This is a genomic window from Anabaena sp. 54 (assembly GCF_017355725.1).
GTDB lineage: Bacteria > Cyanobacteriota > Cyanobacteriia > Cyanobacteriales > Nostocaceae > Dolichospermum > Dolichospermum heterosporum.
This window is the reverse complement of record NZ_JAAVWA010000002.1, coordinates 250920-265633: the sequence shown is the minus strand read 5'-3', so window position 1 is coordinate 265633 and position 14714 is coordinate 250920. Positions and strand designations below refer to the sequence as shown.

The window sequence follows — 14714 nt, the reverse complement described above, 5'->3', positions numbered from 1 at the left end:
ACAAAATAAAATCGAATACAGACAAAAAGTCAATTCTGTTTATTATCAAAGAAAAGATCGCTCAATTTTCCAGACTTGATATTACTTCTAACTTCTTCTAAATCCTCTTGATAACGCAGCGTGGCGCAGGGACATACTCCCGAATGGGCGCAGGCCATGCGCCCCTACCTCTTGATAACGTAGCGTGGCGTTAGCCATACTCCCGAATGGGCGCAGGGCCTGCGCCCCTACCTCCTGATAGCGTAGCGTGGCGTTAGCCATACTTCTAGCCCTCACAGACAACTTTTTCAGCAAACCCTAAGTAGCTTGGCACAATTAAATATAAAACCTCTCTCCAAACCTCTCCCCTACCAGGGGAGAGGCTTTGACTCCCCCTTTCCTACCAGGGAAGGGGGTTGGGGGTTTAGGTTTATATTATACTTTTTAACGCCCACTTACTTATTGGATAATAGTCTTTCAGAGGAAGAAGCAACAGGGAACAGAAAAAACTCATGTTTAAAAACATGAGATTGAAATAATGACACTGTTTTTTTTCGTGCTACGCATCTTTTAAAAACATCTTTTTCTTGACTGAAGCTCTAAACTGGTGAAACTTTAGTTTCTTATCTGTTCCCTGTTCCCTTTTTTTGTAATTAATTTCCCATTTATTAAGGTAAAAAAATGACTAAAAGTGACAAAATTAACTTTTCTACTCCTAGCGGTTTTCCCGAATTTTTACCTAGCGAAAAGCGTCTAGAAGTATATTTACTAGATATTATTCGTCAGGTTTTTGAAAGTTATGGTTTTACACCTATTGAAACTCCAGCAGTGGAAAGGTTAGAAGTCCTGCAAGCTAAAGGTAATCAAGGTGACAATATTATTTATGGTATTGAGCCAATTTTACCACCAAATCGCCAAGCAGAAAAGGATAAATCTGGAGAAACTGGTTCAGAAGCCAGGGCTTTAAAATTTGATCAAACTGTTCCTCTTGCTGCGTATATTGCCCGTCACTTAAATGAATTAACTTTTCCTTTTGCTCGTTATCAAATGGATATGGTATTTCGGGGTGAACGGGCAAAAGATGGACGGTTTCGGCAGTTTCGACAATGTGATATTGATGTGGTTGCTCGTGGTAAACTGAGTTTACTTTATGATGCCCAAATGCCGGCAATTATCACGGAAATATTTGAAAAAATTAATATTGGTGATTTTGTCATTCGTATTAATAACCGCAAAATCCTCACAGGTTTTTTTCAATCAGTAGGAGTTGCTGAAAACCAAATTAAAACCTGTATTAGTATTATTGATAATTTGGAAAAAATTGGCGAAGCTAAAGTTAAACAAGAATTAGAGACAGAAGGTATTTCCTCAGAACAAACGGAAAAAATTATTGAGTTTGTGAAAATTGATGGCAGTATTGATGATATTTTAGATAAACTCAAACACCTGGCTGAAAGTTTGCCAGATGCAGAACGATTTAATTTAGGAGTTACGGAATTAGAAACTGTAATTAATGGAGTGAGAAATTTAGGAGTTGCTGATAAACGTTTCTGTATTGATTTATCTATTGCTCGTGGTTTAAATTATTATACTGGCACTGTTTATGAAACTACCTTATTAGGTCATGGGGCTTTGGGGAGTATTTGTTCTGGTGGTAGGTACGAAGAATTAGTGGGAACATTCATTGGTGAAAAAATGCCTGGTGTGGGTATTTCTATTGGTTTAACTCGGTTAATTAGCCGGTTATTAAAAGCGGGTATTCTGACTACTTTATCCGCCACACCTGCCCAAGTTGTAGTAGTAAATATGCAAGAGGATTTAATGCCTGTTTATTTACAAGTATCGCAACAGTTACGTCAAGGGGGAATTAATGTTGTGACTAACTTTGAAAAACGCCCTTTAGGTAAACAATTTCAAGCGGCAGATAAGCAAGGAATTAGGTTTTGTGTAATTATTGGTGGGGAAGAAGCAGCAGCGCAAAAATCATCATTGAAGGATTTACAAAGTGGTGAACAAATAGAAGTGAATTTGGCAGATTTGGTAGAGGAAGTTAAACGCAGACTTGCATAATTTGGCATCATTTTAATTACCACGCCAACAGCTTGGTAATTTATCAAAAAATCAAAAATTAGGAATAGATAGATGACTACACAATCAGAACGCACCTTAAATGTCGCTAATCAGGCATTTGGGTATTTTGTACAAGGTTTAGAAACTGGTAATTGGCAAGCATTTTTAGATATGCTGACAGATGATTTTACCTTTTGGTTTCCTATGGGAAAATTTCACGGTTTAAATGTAGGTAAAAAACGAGCAAAGGAGTTTTTTGAATATGTTTCTGAGTCCTTCCAACTAGGAATTAAGATTACCTCTTTAGACAGTATTACTAGCAATGAAAAAACAGTGATTTTTGAATTTCGGGATGAAGGTAACTCATTTGGTAATGCTTATAAAAATCGGGTTGCAATTGCTTTTGATATTCGAGATAATCAAGTTTGTGCCTATCGAGAATACTTTGGTAGTGATGGTAAATCTTATTAATGAGAGATACAGCGTTTTTTTATTCAGTCAGCTATAAGAACCCCAGCACCCTCGCAGGCGAGGAGGAGGCTATAATATACTCGATATATACTCAAAACGGCTTGATTGTTTGATTCTAAACCTAGGGGTAAAGCAAAAGCTGATATGTGTCAACTTAAGCTCAAATCCCTACCACATCTCGTTCCTAGTCTCTGACTAGGAATGCAGTTGATGCTCTAATATCATTGAAGGCAGAGCCTTCTAGAATTCATTCCCAGTCAGAGACTGGGAACGAGACGAGTTAGGTTATTTGTCATTTGGCAAAAGTTTAAATCTCACCCGTGTTTAGTATAATTAAGAAAATGTTTTTGTCTTCCTTTGCGTGAGATTTTAATTATCTATGTGAACCGAATAAAATAATTACCGTTCCCAAAACGGAAATTATCACACCTGATAAATCCCATCTATTCGGTTTTACTCCTTCAAATAGCCATAACCACAGCAAGGATGAAAGGATATAAATTCCTCCATAGGCAGCATAAACTCTGCCAGCATTATCGGCATCTACTTTAGTTAGGGACACAGCAAAGATGATCAAAGCAAAAATTCCAGGAATAACCCAAAGGACGCTTTTTCCTAATCTTAACCATGCCCAAAAACTGTAGCAACCGGAGATTTCTGCAAATGCTGCAATTAGGAGAAAAATCAGGTTGGGTATTTTCACGCTGGAACTACAAATTTTTCACTTCCAGCTAAATCAAAAGCTGAGTGAATAACTTGTAATGCTTTGACACCTTCATCCTGTCCGACAACACAACTAATTTTAATTTCTGAAGTGGCTATCATTTGAATGTTGATGTGATTTTTAGCTAAGGCTGTAAACATTTTAGCGGCTATGCCCGGTTGTCCTACCATCCCAGAACCAACGATACTAACTTTAGCGATCGCCTGATCTAATACTACCTCACCCCAATCAAACTCTTTGGCAACTGCTTTTAATCTCTGTTGAGCGTTTTCTGCATCCATTCTCGCCACAGTAAAGGCAATATCCCTTCCGGGAACACCATTTACTATTCGACAACGTTGGGATTGAATAATCATATCCACACTGATGTTATGTTGCGCTAAAAATCCAAACAATTTGGCAGCCATACCCGGATGATTTGGTACTTGCCGAATCGCAATTCGGGCTTGGTTCATGTCTAAAGCGACACCACGCACAGCAGGGGATTTAGTCGCAGCACAGGAGAGAGAAGCAGAAGAAGAGTTGATTTCAAAAGTATGACACAAAGCAGCTATAGCGCGATCGCAATCTACCGCATCAACAACACAACTCACCTTAACTTCACTGGTAGAAATCATCTGAATATTCACACCAGCTTCCGCCAAAGTTGTAAACATCTGCGCTGCTACCCCCGGACGACCAATCATTCCCGCCCCGACAATACTCACTTTAGCAGTATCTTTTTCTACTATTACTTCCGCTTCATCTGAACTATGCTGATTTTTAAATATCGGTGCTATAGCCGATGATACTGCTTCCGCCCGTTTTAATATTGAAGTATTTACTGTAAAAGCAATGTCATTAGTATTACCTTCATGAATAGACTGAATAATTAAATCCACATCAACATTTTCCTGGGAAATTTGCCCAAATAACTGGGCTGCTATCCCTGGTCTATCAGGAACACGCAATAAAGCCACCTTAGCCTGTTGAATATCAAACTCCACAGCATCCACAGGTCGAGCTAATTCTAAATTCACTAACGCCCGATCTTGCCTTGGAGGCGTTGTTACCCAAGTTCCGGGCTGATCTGTCCAACTTGACCGTACCACCAGGGGAACGCCATAATTGCGGGCAATTTCCACAGCCCTGGGATGTAATACCTTCGCCCCTAAACTAGCCAATTCCAGCATTTCATCACTCGTGATTTCTGTCAATAATTGGGCTTCAGGAACAAGACGCGGATCTGTAGTTAAAATTCCCGGAACATCTGTATAAATTTCACAAAAATCTGCCCCGATAGCGGCGGCGATCGCCACTGCGGAAGTGTCAGAACCACCACGTCCCAAAGTAGTAATTTCTAATTGTTCTGTACTGCTAATTCCTTGAAATCCGGCAACCACAACCACTTTGCCGCCATTAATTTGCCGCATTAAGCGTTCAGTTTCAATATGTAAAATCCGAGCGCGAGAGTGTTCTGCTTCGGTAACAATGCCCACCTGAGCGCCAGTCATCGAAATTGCTGGTTGGCCAATTTCCTGCAATGCCATACTTAGTAAAGCAATGGTAACTTGCTCCCCTGTGGAAAGCAGCATATCCATTTCCCGACGACTAGGAGTTTTAGAGATGTCATTAGCTAGTTTAACTAACCCGTCAGTGGTTTTACCCATTGCAGAAACCACTACTACAACAGAATTTCCAGCTTTGACAGTTTTTTCAACCCGCATTGCTACAGCTTGAATCCGTTCGACTGAACCAACAGATGTACCACCGTATTTTTGAACTATAAGCGCCATAAAATTCTCTTTAATCACTTGTTTTGCCACAGTCAGGGTTGTCACGACTATGAAAAACCCTAAAAGTGCCAGTTTAGATTACCAAAAAAAATACACCCGTTAGCAATCTCGGACTTTGATTTTAATCACAAATTAACCATTTCCATGAATTATCTTAACCAATTTATACACCTTTTTTGTTTATTGTAGTTAGCCGTAGGACAGTATTTTTATGCAAATAAATACTAATCCGCTCAAACATGGCAAGCAATATTACTTATTCCTAGCAGACTGTTTATTTACATAACACACTGCTAGGATATTTTATTGAACAGGAGTATTGAACAGGAGTATAGCTAACGCCACGCTACGCTATCAGGAGGTAGGGGCGCAGGGCCTGCGCCCATTCAAAAGTATGGCTAACGCCACGCTTCGCTATCAGGAGTTCAGAAAGAAGAAATTTCTCCCCAACCCCCCCCACTCCCCCAACTCCCCCTACTCCCCTACTCCCCCAACTCCCCCCACTCCCCCAACTCCCCAACTCCCCCCACTCCCCCAACTCCCCAACTCCCCCAACTCCCCCAACTCCCCCCACTCCCCCACTCCCCCACTCCCCCCACTACTTAAAATTAAATGTTTAAATTAAACTTAAACAGCTTTTGCCGTGTTCTTAATTTTTTCTTAACCATTTAATATCAAATTAATACCAGGATGTAATTCCCTAAGTAAGTATTTCTGAAAACTTAAGAGGCAGTATGACTTTTTTATCCACCATTTTGAATCGTGTTGTTGCCACTTCAGTCATAACTGGGGCTGTTGCATTGAGTCCAATGTTGAGTGCGATCGCTCAAGCTGAAACTTTAAACGGTGCTGGAGCAACATTTCCTGCTCCTCTGTATGAAAAATATGCTCGTGAAGTTAAGAAAAAGTACCCAGACTTAAAAGTTAACTACCAAGCAATTGGTAGTGGTGGTGGTATTCGTCAAACTATTGCAGGAACAGTTGACTTTGGTGGTAGTGACGCAGCGATGAAAGATGATGAAATCGCTAAAGTTAAGAATGGTGTGATCTTAGTACCCACTGCTGGTGGTGCTGTTTCCGTTGTTTATAATTTACCTGGTGTCAACAAACTGAGATTATCTCGTACCACATTACCAGATATTTTTTCTGGAAAAATTACTAAATGGGATGACGCGAAAATTAAAGCGGATAACCCCGGTGTAAACCTACCAAACAGTCCAATTAAATTTGTAGTTCGCGCTGATGGTAGTGGCACAACATTTATTTTCACCAACCATTTAAGTGCTATTAATGGTTATTTCAAAGGTAGAATTGGCGCTAATACTGCTCCCAAATGGACTTTACCAAACGTTCTCAAAGGTAAAGGTAATCCTGGTGTAGCTGCTTTAGTGAGAAGCACCCCTGGATCTATTGGTTATGTTGAATATGACTACGCTACTAAAAACAAACTAAATTCAGCAGAAATACAAAATAAGAAAGGAGAATTTGTCGCTCCTTCTTTAGCAGCTGCGAACTCAGCTTTATCAACAGTGAAATTCCCTGATAACTACCGCGTATTTATTGGCGATCCAGGACAAGGTTATCCCATTGTTGGTTTAACTTGGATGATGGTTTACAAAAAGTATCCCACTCCTGCTAAAGCTGAAGCCATGAAAAAATGGATTAACTGGGTACTTAAAGACGGTCAACAGTATAATGATGACCTCAACTACACCAAAATTCCTGGTGATGTTGTGAACCGTGTTTTACAAACAGTAAATAGCAACGTTAAGTAATTTTTACATAAGCATTCAGCCGTTATGTATCAGCTTTCAATGTTGAAATGTAGGTAATTGAAACCTACTTTTATTTACTTGACCATTTCATTGTTTTAGCTGGTTTATGACGGCTGTGCGCTTACATCTAATTTACCTGATTTCATAAACTTTTTATTGAACATGGCTAATTCATCTGAATCTCAGAATAATTCACTAAGTTTAAGTGATGGCAATATTGATTTAACATCCACAGGTGGCGTTAATTTCTGGTTTGATAAAGGATTTACATGGCTAGTGTATCTTTTCGCTGGGATTACTATAGCCATCCTCTTTGTCATGACCTGGGTGATTTTCAAGCAAGCAGAACCAGCTATTGGTAAATTTGGACTGGGCTTTTTATGGGGTCAAGATTGGGATACAGGGAATCAGATTTTCGGGGCATTACCTTACATCTATGGAACTTTGGTCAGTAGTGCGATCGCTGTTTTATTAACTATACCGGTAGGCATATCCATAGCCCTAGTCACCAGTGAAGATTTTTTACCGAATCCAGTCAAAACCACTATAGCTTTCGTCATTGAATTAATTGCCGCTATCCCCAGCGTAATTATTGGTTTATGGGGCATTTTCGTATTTATTCCCGTCATCACACCCATAGAGAAATGGTTAGGTAGCACCTTCGGGTTTATCCCCCTATTTAACACACAAGACCCCGCCGGCAACAATATGTTAACAGCCGGCATTGTTCTCGCCATTATGACCTTACCCGCAATGGCAGCTATTTCTCGTGATGTTTTAATGGTTATTCCTAAAGAGTTACGTAGCTCATCTATGGCTCTAGGCGGAACTCGTTGGGAAACAATTTTTCGAGTTTTATTACCAGCAGGATTTTCTGGGATGGTCAGCGCAACAATGCTATCCCTGGGCAGGGCATTAGGAGAAACAATGGCTGTCACAATGCTAATTGGTAACTCCGCCCAAATCAGTATATCCCTTCTAGATCCAGCATATAATATTCCCGCAGTCTTAGCCAATGAATTTGCCGAAGCTGAACCGGGCTTACATATTGGGGCATTAAGCTATTTAGGTCTAATTTTATTTGCCTTAACACTAGCTATAAATATTGCGGCTGTATTAATAGTCGAATGGGTTGGCAAAAAAAATAGATAAGTAGGAGAGGGATCATTCTAAAACGTAGTAATACGGATTAGATGTGAACCAGACCACCCTGAGCGTAATCAAAGGGTAACTGTTATTTAAGTCAAGACACCTTGGGATTCGCTAGTTCCATGCTCTGTCGGTACTGATTAAACATTCCGAAAGGAAAGTGTCTTTACTTTAACAAGCTTAGATAACCAGGTTGAAGCAAACTTTACTTAGAAATAAGGATTGGTCAAACAGACCAAATTTAACAATGTCAAATTTCGTTTTTCTAATTGATGCTAACAAAACGCCGATGAATCCTATTCATCCAGCACAAGCTAAAAAGCTTTTGAATAGCGGTAAAGCAGCAGTATTTCGCCGCTTCCCGTTTGTCTTAATCATGAATCGTGTAGTCGAAAATATCGTTACTTGTCCCATTGATTTAAAGATAGATCCCGGCTCTAAATTTACAGGTATTTCCTTGGTAAATAACCGAGATGAGGTTATTTGGGGAATGGAATTACAGCATCGTGGTGCTGTAATCAAAGGTGAGTTGGAAACACGCAGAGGAATTAGGCGTAGTAGAAGAAACCGCCATACTCGCTATAGAAAGCCACGGTTTTTGAATAGAACCCGCACAAGAAGTTGGTTAGCTCCAAGTTTAAAACATCGGGTATTGACTACTAACACTTGGGTCAAAAGATTAATAAAATATGCCCCAATTGCAGCTATTACTCAAGAGTTAGTTAGATTTGATTTACAACAATTAGAGAACCCTGAGATATCGGGAATAGAGTATCAGCAAGGGGAGTTACAAGGTTACGAAGTTAGAGAGTATTTACTAGAGAAATGGGAGAGAAAATGTAGCTACTGTGATGCAAAAGATATCCCGCTTCAAATAGAACATATTCAACCTAAAGCGAAAGAAGGAAGTAACAGAATAAGTAATTTATGCTTATCCTGTGAAAAATGCAATCAAAAAAAAGGAACACAGGACATTGAAAAGTTTTTGGCTAAAAAACCAGAACTCTTAACAAAAATTAAGTTTCAGTCAAAAAGACCTTTAAAGGATGCGGCTGCTGTTAACTCTACAAGATGGGATTTATTCCACACTTTAAAAGAAACTGGATTACCAATTACGACAGCTTCTGGTGGAAGGACAAAATTTAATAGGAGAAAATTAAATCTCCCCAAGGAACACTGGATAGATGCGGCTTGTGTTGGAGTAGTAGAAAACTTAAATATATTAACAACAAATATATTAAAAGTGAAATCTACTGGACAGGGAACAAGAAGATTGTGCCGTATAAACAAGTTCGGTTTCCCTTGCTCTAACCCCCGACAAAAGTATGAACACAAATGGAACACAGGTGATATCGCCTGTTGTCAAGGTGTCTCAGGTCGAGTTGTAGTGCAATCTGCGACTAGGCTAGAGATAAGGGTAGACGGGAAAAGAATTGGCGGTAAACTTACTGATTTCAAAAAACTCCACAGCAAAGATGCTTATTCCTACTTTTGACTACGAAACACTACATTATTCTGGGATTAGGACGTAAGGCAAGAGGCAAGAGGCAAGAGGCAAGAGGCAAGAGGGAACAGGGAAATTTTACTTTTGGTTACATATTACTCATTCAAAATCCAAAATCCAAAATTAACATGAGTGCTTATACAAATTCAGAAACAGATCAAGCCGCTGCGGCTTCATTATGTCAGCCCCTATCCACAGATAGACAATTATTTACATACTCAATGACCGGGATTGCTTTTGGTCTGAGTGGTTTAGCACTGTTGCCATTGTTATCCATATTGTGGGAAATCATGTCACGGGGGCTTTCTGGCTTCAGACTAGAGATGTTATTTCATCCATTAATTGAAAATGGGTTTGCTAATGCTATTCTTGGTACTATACTTATGGTAGGTATCGGTGCATTACTCAGTATTCCTGTCGGGGTAATTACAGGAATTTTCTTAGCAGAATTTAGTCAAACCAACCCACTTACGCGGTATGTGCGGTTTATTACTAGCATTCTTACAGGTGTTCCCTCCATTGTTGTCGGCATATTTGCTTATGGTGTGATTGTTTTATTAACTAAGGGATTTAGTGCCATTGCTGGTGGTTTTGCTCTAGCTGTAATTATGCTACCAGTGATAGTATTAACAACAGAAGAGGCTTTAAAGCTAATTCCCGTCCCCCAACGTCTTGCATCCGCAGCATTAGGAGGAACTCGCTTTCAAACTACTTTTCGTGTTATTGTTAGTTCGGCTATCCCAGGGATTACTACGGGGATTTCCCTAGCTATAGCTCGTGCATCTGGTGAAACAGCACCACTACTTTTTACCGCTTTATTTAGTCAAAATTGGTCAGATGGTTTATTAAGTCCTACTGCTTCCTTACCAGTATTGATTTTTAACCTTTATAACAATCCTGATCCAGCCGTAAATCAACTAGTATGGACAACCTCCATCATTCTCCTGACTTTAGTTTTGTTTTTCAGCTTGCTGTCTCGCGTAATTGCTAAGAAAAGATAAGGTCAACTAAAAAATTTTCTTTCCTACTTTAGTCAATCATGAGTAACTTAACTACTGCCATCCAAGTCAAGAATCTTAGCTTTTACTACGGAAACTATAAAGCTATTGAAGGGATATCATTAGATATCTATAAAAATCAAGTTACTGCATTAATTGGTCCTAGCGGTTGCGGTAAATCCACATTCATTAAAACCATTAATCGGATTAGTGAATTAGAAGGAAAAGTCAAAGTTGAAGGTCGGATAGAGTTTTTTGGTCAAAATATCCATGATCCTCGCATTAATATCAATCGTCTGCGTCGAGAAATTGGCATGGTATTCCAAAAACCCAATCCTTTTCCCATGAGCATTTATGAAAATGTGGCTTATGGTGTGAGAATTGCTGGTAAATCTCCAAAAGTAGTATTAGATGAAATTGTCGAATCTGCCCTTAAAGGTGCGGCTTTGTGGGATGAAGTCAAAGATAAACTTCATCAGTCTGCCACAGGTCTTTCCGGTGGACAACAACAACGTCTCTGTATTGCTAGGGCTTTGGCTGTTAAACCCAAGGTATTGCTAATGGATGAACCCTGTTCAGCCCTTGATCCAATTGCTACAATAAAAGTGGAAGAATTAATTCACCAATTGCGAACAGAATTCACAATTGTGATTGTTACCCATAATATGCAGCAAGCAACTCGTGTTTCTGATTTTACTGCCTTTTTTAGTACCGATGAAAGTCGCATTGGTCAAATGGTGGAATTCGGGGAGACTAGTCAAATCTTTCGTAGTCCTCTAGATACTCGGACTCATGACTATGTATCTGGACGATTTGGTTAACTACAACACCGAATGCGTAGTTTGAGCGTCATCAGGATTTAAAATCAATAGCATTCCTATTCCTAAATCCCAAATTGATATGACTCATTCTCCAGATATTGCCACTTTAGCAAGGTGGATGGCGGCTGATTTCAGTAATCAAGCCCAAGTTTTTGAGAATCCGGCTTTTTTTGCCCATATTCGTGTATGTATGCGTCCCCTCCATTGGGGGGTGTTATCAGGTGTAAGTTTGTTTGTGGAACAAGCTTATGACTATATGCTGAATAAGCCTTATCGGGTGCGGGTATTACATCTGACAACTGTGGGGGATAAAATCCATATTGAAAACTATACTGTCAAAGAAGAAAAGGATTTTTACGGCGCTTCCCGCGATTTACCAAGGTTGCAGACTTTGACAAGCGATCGCTTGGAAAGGCTTTCTGGTTGTAACATGATTGTAGAGTGGACTGGCACCAAGTTTAAAGGCACAGTCGAACCTGGAAAGGGCTGCATTGTCATCCGTGACGGGCAAAGAACCTATTTGGATAGTGATTTTGAAATTGATGGTGAAAAGTTCATCAGCCGCGACAGAGGGCGAAATCCTGAAACAGATGAGCATATTTGGGGTTCTGTCGCTGGTCCTTTTTACTTCCTGCGTTGGGGGAATTTTGCCCAAGAAGTCAAATTAAGTCCCTAAAATCCAATACAGGACAGGCTTTCAGTCTGTCCAGTCTGTGAAAAAAATTAATAATCAAAAGCATAATTAAAAAAATTTCTCCTAAATAGTGCAAATTGAAAAAAATGGTGCTATCATGAGTAATCGTAGGCGCGGCGACATAGCCAAGTGGTAAGGCAAGGGTCTGCAAAACCTTCACCCCCGGTTCAAATCCGGGTGTCGCCTTTGGAAAAAAATAAGAAAATAATTAATGCCCGGTATAGATAGTGTTATAGTGTTTTTGCAGGCATTATTTAAGTTTAGAAGTTTTATGTCAAGTGTAATTCGAGAAACTCGTCTTTCTAATGGGATGAAAATATTGTGTTTACGAAAAGATGAAGCACAATTAATGTATCAGGAAGTTCAGAATTATTTAAAATATGGTATTGGGTTAAATCAAGGAGATACAGTTTTTGATGTTGGTGCAAATATTGGATTATTTGCACTTTATTTATCACATAAATTTAATCAGAAAATAAATATTTATGCTTTTGAACCTATCCCTGATATTTTTGAAGTTTTAAATAAAAACATTCAACGTTTTAGGTTAAAAAATGTTAAATCCTATGCTTGTGGACTTTCTCAAAAAGCTGGAAATGTAAAATTTACTTATTATCCAAATATGACATTAGGTTCTACAGCCTATCCCATTACACAACAAGCGGAAATAGATAAACTTCAATCAATATCTATAGCTAATTTTAAACATTTTCCTGCTCCTCTTTCCTGGTTACGATATTTGCCAGAGTCTTTATTTTCACGTCTTATCAATTGGAAATTAACCGCTGCTTTTCAAGGAAAAGAAGTTAATCGCTTTACCATCTGGCCGAGAAATTGCAAAAGCACAAAAGACTTTTGAAGAAGCTATAGATAATATTAAGCCCGTAGTTGCCAGCATTACTAACAAATTTAAAGACTTGGGACCCAAGGAAATGGAAGTTAAGTTTGGCATCAAACTCAGTGCTGATGCTGGAGCTATTATAACTTCGGTGGGTGGGGAAGTTAATTTTGAGATTACGGTGAAGTGGAGTAAGGACTAGGATTTCTAGGTTTTATGTCAACTGAAAATTATTTTCAGGTCTTTAAATGAGCGATCGCTCGCATTTATAATAAACAGGGTAAAGTTGTTGGTGCTGGTTTTTTAGTGCGTCAGTATCATCTTCTTACCTGCGCTCATGTAATTACAGCAGCTTTGGGTATTGTCACTAATACACAGTAATTTTAGAATGTGATTATGAAGCAGTTTATAACCAATTGAATTACACAGAAAATGCCGAAAGTCGTAATAACTTGCAACGACAATTAAACAGGATTGAACAGGATATGAATGATGTTGAGGAACAACTAAAAATGATCTAGTAATAACCACTTTCGAGTTTAGAGGATGTTTTAAAAGTGGTATCCCGTAATTTTCATCACATTGTTACCCCCCTTAGTGTCCCCTTATCAAGGGAGGAAACAAGAAAATCCAGTTCCCTCCCCTTTATAAGGGGAGGGTTAGGGAGGGGTAAAACATTTGATACAGCAACCATGACTTTTCAAACACCCTCTTAGGGGTTTAGCGAATAAAATTCGGAAACCCACGCAGGTGGGTTTTGCCTGTGTAGACGCGGTTTCTAACCGCCCCCTTTAATTAAGCCATTTTCAACTTTATAAAATGAAGACAGATACGATATTTTACACCCTTCTCCAAAATCTTCCCAGCGTTTTATTTGAAGTTCTAGAAAAGTCACCTACACTGGCTTTACACTACGAATTTTCTTCTGTAGAAATCAAAGAGTTAGCCCGGCGGATAGATGGCTTGTTTTTGCCCAAATCAGAGTACCCACAAGACCCGATTTATTTTGTAGAAGTGCAATTTCAGAGCGATGATAATTTATACTGGAGATTAATTACAGAAGCGTTTGTTTATTTAAACCAGTATAAACCTGAAAAATCATTGGTGTCAACTTAAACTCAAATCCCTACCACATCTCGTTCCTAGTCTCTGACTAGGAATGCAGTTGATGAGGCTCTGCCTCTAAATATCATTGAAGACAGAGCCTTCTAGAATTTATTCCCAGTCAGAGACTGGGAATGAGATGACTTAAGTTCTTTGCGGGATAGAGGTTTTACGTTAAGTTGACACCAATGAAGCTCTTGCTTTACCCCTATCTATGGAATCAAATGATTAAACGATTTGAGTATAAATTCTGGGAATTTTTTATAATATGGAAAAGGAAAAACCTGACGATATCAAACTTAAGCAATTAGCAAAGAGATACCAGGAGAAGAAAAAGGATATTGAATCTGTTTCTAACCAACTAAATGAAACGCAAAATGCGGAAAATAAAAATCAATTAGAGCGACAAATAAACCGCCTTTATGAAGAACTGGAAAAGATTGATCAAGAAGTAGAAATATTAAAATCCTCTACTCCCTCTACCAATACTAATAGAGATTTTACTAAAAAACCAATTCCTTCACTTTTACCACATTTATGCGATCGCACAGTATTTAATGAAAATATAATACAAAAAGAATTAATTATCGTCATTTTTATTAAATATAAAAATCAAGTTTCTAAAAAAACGCAAATCAACCGCAGACGATTTTTTTGTCTGAATCAGGATGTCCAGGATAGTTTGATGGTTTTGTTGATGGGTTTTTTAATCATGATTTTTATTGATTGTTTTATTAAGGTATTCCCGGTATTCCCTGGAAATATCATTGTCTGAATCAGGATGTCCAGGATTTAGGGATGTACAGGATGGT

The 14714-nt window shown here is 38.8% G+C and carries 15 protein-coding genes and 1 tRNA gene; 14 read left to right on the top strand and 2 right to left on the bottom strand.

What is annotated here, in order from left to right; translation table 11 throughout:
- The first annotated feature begins 660 nt into the window (after window positions 1-660).
- Window positions 661-2049, top strand: coding sequence for a histidine--tRNA ligase (hisS, locus tag HEQ36_RS03740; protein ID WP_053538145.1), 1389 nt, complete (start codon window positions 661-663; stop codon window positions 2047-2049).
- Window positions 2050-2121: 72 nt separating this feature from the next.
- Complete coding sequence (locus tag HEQ36_RS03735) at window positions 2122-2520, top strand: nuclear transport factor 2 family protein (protein WP_053538146.1); 399 nt, start codon at window positions 2122-2124, stop codon at window positions 2518-2520.
- Window positions 2521-2893: 373 nt separating this feature from the next.
- On the opposite strand, the gene HEQ36_RS03730 is transcribed toward HEQ36_RS03735, so the two are convergent.
- Together HEQ36_RS03730 and HEQ36_RS03725 are read right to left on the bottom strand one after the other, a co-directional pair.
- Complete coding sequence (locus HEQ36_RS03730) at window positions 2894-3223, bottom strand: YnfA family protein (RefSeq protein WP_234413306.1); 330 nt, start codon at window positions 3221-3223, stop codon at window positions 2894-2896.
- Window positions 3220-5019: an aspartate kinase gene (locus HEQ36_RS03725; RefSeq protein WP_168635129.1), complete on the bottom strand. Its 1800-nt coding sequence runs from the start codon at window positions 5017-5019 to the stop codon at window positions 3220-3222. The genes HEQ36_RS03730 and HEQ36_RS03725 overlap by 4 nt, the downstream gene beginning before the upstream one ends.
- Window positions 5020-5753: 734 nt before the next feature.
- On the opposite strand from HEQ36_RS03725, the gene pstS reads away from it, so the two are divergent.
- From pstS to HEQ36_RS03665, 12 genes are all read left to right on the top strand, one after another.
- A complete protein-coding gene (gene pstS / locus HEQ36_RS03720) occupies window positions 5754-6794 on the top strand; it encodes a phosphate ABC transporter substrate-binding protein PstS (RefSeq protein WP_168635130.1) in 1041 nt (346 codons plus the stop codon).
- A gap of 162 nt (window positions 6795-6956) precedes the next feature.
- On the top strand, window positions 6957-7946 hold the full coding sequence (gene pstC, locus HEQ36_RS03715; protein ID WP_168635131.1) for a phosphate ABC transporter permease subunit PstC: 990 nt from the start codon (window positions 6957-6959) through the stop codon (window positions 7944-7946).
- Between the two features lie 244 nt (window positions 7947-8190).
- Window positions 8191-9438 (top strand): RNA-guided endonuclease IscB, encoded by a 1248-nt coding sequence (iscB, locus tag HEQ36_RS03710; protein WP_168635132.1) that lies wholly within the window; start codon window positions 8191-8193, stop codon window positions 9436-9438.
- 137 nt (window positions 9439-9575) lie between these two features.
- Window positions 9576-10448 (top strand): phosphate ABC transporter permease PstA, encoded by an 873-nt coding sequence (pstA, locus tag HEQ36_RS03705; RefSeq protein ID WP_039201098.1) that lies wholly within the window; start codon window positions 9576-9578, stop codon window positions 10446-10448.
- A 38-nt stretch (window positions 10449-10486) separates the two neighbouring features.
- Entirely contained in the window at window positions 10487-11266 is a 780-nt protein-coding gene (pstB, locus tag HEQ36_RS03700; RefSeq protein ID WP_168635133.1) for a phosphate ABC transporter ATP-binding protein PstB, read from the top strand.
- A 79-nt stretch (window positions 11267-11345) separates the two neighbouring features.
- Window positions 11346-11942, top strand: coding sequence for a chromophore lyase CpcT/CpeT (locus tag HEQ36_RS03695; protein WP_168635134.1), 597 nt, complete (start codon window positions 11346-11348; stop codon window positions 11940-11942).
- Window positions 11943-12075: 133 nt separating this feature from the next.
- Window positions 12076-12146 (top strand) — tRNA-Cys (locus HEQ36_RS03690).
- Between the two features lie 85 nt (window positions 12147-12231).
- The gene (locus tag HEQ36_RS03685; protein WP_168635135.1) at window positions 12232-12819 is read left to right on the top strand and encodes an FkbM family methyltransferase; all 588 of its coding nucleotides are present in this window, start codon (window positions 12232-12234) and stop codon (window positions 12817-12819) included.
- Entirely contained in the window at window positions 12746-13000 is a 255-nt protein-coding gene (locus HEQ36_RS25975; RefSeq protein ID WP_168635515.1) for a CU044_2847 family protein, read from the top strand. The genes HEQ36_RS03685 and HEQ36_RS25975 overlap by 74 nt, the downstream gene beginning before the upstream one ends.
- 178 nt (window positions 13001-13178) lie before the next feature.
- Window positions 13179-13319 carry a hypothetical protein gene (locus tag HEQ36_RS03675; RefSeq protein WP_290706817.1) on the top strand — a complete coding sequence of 47 codons (141 nt, stop codon included), beginning with the start codon at window positions 13179-13181 and terminating at the stop codon, window positions 13317-13319.
- Window positions 13320-13617: 298 nt separating this feature from the next.
- A complete protein-coding gene (locus HEQ36_RS03670; protein ID WP_325064575.1) occupies window positions 13618-13914 on the top strand; it encodes a DUF2887 domain-containing protein in 297 nt (98 codons plus the stop codon).
- Between the two features lie 256 nt (window positions 13915-14170).
- Window positions 14171-14677, top strand: coding sequence for a hypothetical protein (locus tag HEQ36_RS03665; RefSeq protein WP_168635136.1), 507 nt, complete (start codon window positions 14171-14173; stop codon window positions 14675-14677).
- Window positions 14678-14714: the final 37 nt, after the last annotated feature.

Coding starts and splice junctions, on each gene's coding strand:
- hisS (WP_053538145.1), top strand. CDS start 661: ATGACTAAAAGTGACAAAATTAACTTTTCTACTCCTAGCGGTTTTCCC.
- HEQ36_RS03735 (WP_053538146.1), top strand. CDS start 2,122: ATGACTACACAATCAGAACGCACCTTAAATGTCGCTAATCAGGCATTT.
- HEQ36_RS03725 (WP_168635129.1), bottom strand. CDS start 5,019: ATGGCGCTTATAGTTCAAAAATACGGTGGTACATCTGTTGGTTCAGTC.
- pstS (WP_168635130.1), top strand. CDS start 5,754: ATGACTTTTTTATCCACCATTTTGAATCGTGTTGTTGCCACTTCAGTC.
- pstC (WP_168635131.1), top strand. CDS start 6,957: ATGGCTAATTCATCTGAATCTCAGAATAATTCACTAAGTTTAAGTGAT.
- iscB (WP_168635132.1), top strand. CDS start 8,191: ATGTCAAATTTCGTTTTTCTAATTGATGCTAACAAAACGCCGATGAAT.
- pstA (WP_039201098.1), top strand. CDS start 9,576: ATGAGTGCTTATACAAATTCAGAAACAGATCAAGCCGCTGCGGCTTCA.
- pstB (WP_168635133.1), top strand. CDS start 10,487: ATGAGTAACTTAACTACTGCCATCCAAGTCAAGAATCTTAGCTTTTAC.
- HEQ36_RS03695 (WP_168635134.1), top strand. CDS start 11,346: ATGACTCATTCTCCAGATATTGCCACTTTAGCAAGGTGGATGGCGGCT.
- HEQ36_RS03685 (WP_168635135.1), top strand. CDS start 12,232: ATGTCAAGTGTAATTCGAGAAACTCGTCTTTCTAATGGGATGAAAATA.
- HEQ36_RS03670 (WP_325064575.1), top strand. CDS start 13,618: ATGAAGACAGATACGATATTTTACACCCTTCTCCAAAATCTTCCCAGC.
- HEQ36_RS03665 (WP_168635136.1), top strand. CDS start 14,171: ATGGAAAAGGAAAAACCTGACGATATCAAACTTAAGCAATTAGCAAAG.